Source organism: Parafrankia discariae (assembly GCF_000373365.1).
GTDB classification, from domain to species: Bacteria; Actinomycetota; Actinomycetes; order Frankiales; family Frankiaceae; genus Parafrankia; species Parafrankia discariae.
Genome location: NZ_KB891182.1, coordinates 1 through 2105, shown reverse-complemented (window position 1 = coordinate 2105; position 2105 = coordinate 1). Strand labels below are relative to the sequence as shown.

The 2105-nt window shown below is 73.2% G+C and carries 2 protein-coding genes; both read right to left on the bottom strand.

Annotated elements, in window-relative coordinates:
* Positions 1-1415 (bottom strand): condensation domain-containing protein (locus B056_RS0110175; protein ID WP_026239529.1); only part of this gene is annotated, 1415 nt, incomplete at its 3' end.
* Positions 1412-2105 (bottom strand): condensation domain-containing protein (locus tag B056_RS36000; RefSeq protein ID WP_035751109.1); only part of this gene is annotated, 694 nt, incomplete at its 5' end. The genes B056_RS0110175 and B056_RS36000, both read right to left, overlap by 4 nt.

Below are 2105 nucleotides of genomic sequence, written 5' to 3'. Positions count from 1 at the left end.
CCCGCACCCTCAGCCACCCGCACCCCAAACAACCCACCAAAAGACACCGGCTCCACCGAACAACCAGCCACACCCCAAACACCCAACACCCGACGGCGGTCGAGGCCGCCGAGAACGTCGAGGGAACCGACCCGGGAATCGGGACGGGTGGCGATCTCCCACAGGATCCGCAGCAACCAGCCGCCGATTCCGCGGACCTGTTCCCGCTCCAGCACGTCGTCGCGGAACCGCAGGGTGAAGGACGCGTCCACGCCGGGCTGGAAGGCGAGGACCAGCGGATAGTGCGTGGCGTCGCCGCCACCCACGTCCTCGACCGCGATCGAGGTGACCGGGGCCGCGTCCTCGTCATAGGGGTAGTTCTCGAAGACGGCGAGCGTGTCGAACAGTTCGCCGTGCCCGGCGAGCCGCTGGATCTCGGCCAAGCCGAGATGGTGGTGGTCCAGCAGCTCGGCCTGGTCCGCCTGGATCCGGCGCAGCAGCGCGCCGAGGCGCTCCGCGGGGTCGAGCCGCACGCGCACCGGGACGGTGTTGATGAACAGGCCGATCATGGATTCGACGCCGGGGAGGTCCGCCGGACGGCCTGAGACCGTCGCGCCGAAGACGACGTCGTCCCGTCCGGTCAGCACGTTGAGCGCCAGCGCCCAGGCCGCCTGGACCACCGTGTTCATCGTCAGTCCGGCGGAGCGGGTGTAGCGGAGCAGTTCGCCGCCCAGCTCGGTGGGGAGATCCACGTCGAGTCGCTCGGGCACCCGCGGCGCGCGGTCCGGGTCGGGCTCGGCCACCAGTGTCGGGGCGTCCAGGCCGGCGAGGGACGTCCGCCAGGCCTGGCGGGCCTCGGCGGGGTCCTGCCCGGCCAGCCAGGCCAGGTAGTTCCGGAACGGCACCGGCTCCGGCAGGGCGGTGGCGTCGCCGCCCGTGGCGTGGAGGCGCATCAGCTCGTCGATCAGGAGCGGCATCGACCAGCCGTCGAGCAGGATGTGATGGTGGGTGATCAGGAGTCGGTGCCGCCGCGCCCCGAAGCGCACGAGGGTCATCCGCAGCAGGGGCGGGCGCCCCAGGTCGAACCGCCGGGCCTGTTCGGTGGCGACGAGGCGCTCCCACTCGGCTTCCCGCCGGTCGGCTTCGACCACGCCGAGGTCGACTACCCGCCAGGGCAGGGCCACCCTGGTCGGCACGGCGGCGACGGCCCGGCCACCGCCGGTCTGGCGGAAGGCCGCCCGCAGGTTGGGATGCCGGTCGAGCAGGCCCTGACCCGCGGCGCGCAGCGCGGCCGGGTCGAGCTCCCCGGTCAGTTCCAGGCCGAGCCAGACCGAGTACACGTCCGGGCCGTCGGTGTCGACCAGCGCGTGGAAGAGGAGGCCCTCCTGCAGCGGCGTGAGCGGGAGAACCTCACGCAGTCCGCTCTGCCGGCTCACAGGTCCTCCCCGAAGGCGTCGCCCAGGTCTTCCGGATCACCGAGGTCTTCCAGGTCGCCGAGGTCGGCGAATTCGTGCTCGAGTTCGGCGAGATCGTCCGCGCCGAGCTGGACCAGGTCCAGGCGCGGGTCGACGGCCGGTGGCGCCGACGGGGTCGGCGGGGCCGGCAGCTCCGACAGGACCGACGGTTCGGCCAGGGCCGTCAGGGCGGCGAACCAGTGCCGCGCCAGGTCCTCGACCTCCGCGCGGCTGAAGGATCGGGCGGCCCACGTCCAGGTCGCCCGCAGGGTCGGACCGTCGTAGGTGGCGGCGTTCACCTCCAGGACGTGCGCGAGCGGCATGTCCGGATCGGCGGTCCGTTCGACGGCCGACTCCTCGGGCGCGGTCGTCCACGGTGGCGGCGTGGGGATGTCGGGCGCCGGCATCCGACCGAGATAGTTGAAGCCGATCTGCGCGCCGGGCGTGGCCGCCAGGTCCCGGCCGGTGGTCGGGTTGAGGTGGCGCAGCAGGCCATAGCCGAGGCCCTCGCCAGGCACCGCGCGGAGCTGGTCGACGATCCGGCGCAGCGCCCCGGCCGGCGTCGGGTCCGTCCCGGGGTCGAGGCGGACGGGGAAGACGCTGGTGAACCAGCCGACGGTCCGGGAGAGGTCGACCCGCTCGTGGTCGGGGAACAGATGCTCGTGCCGGCCG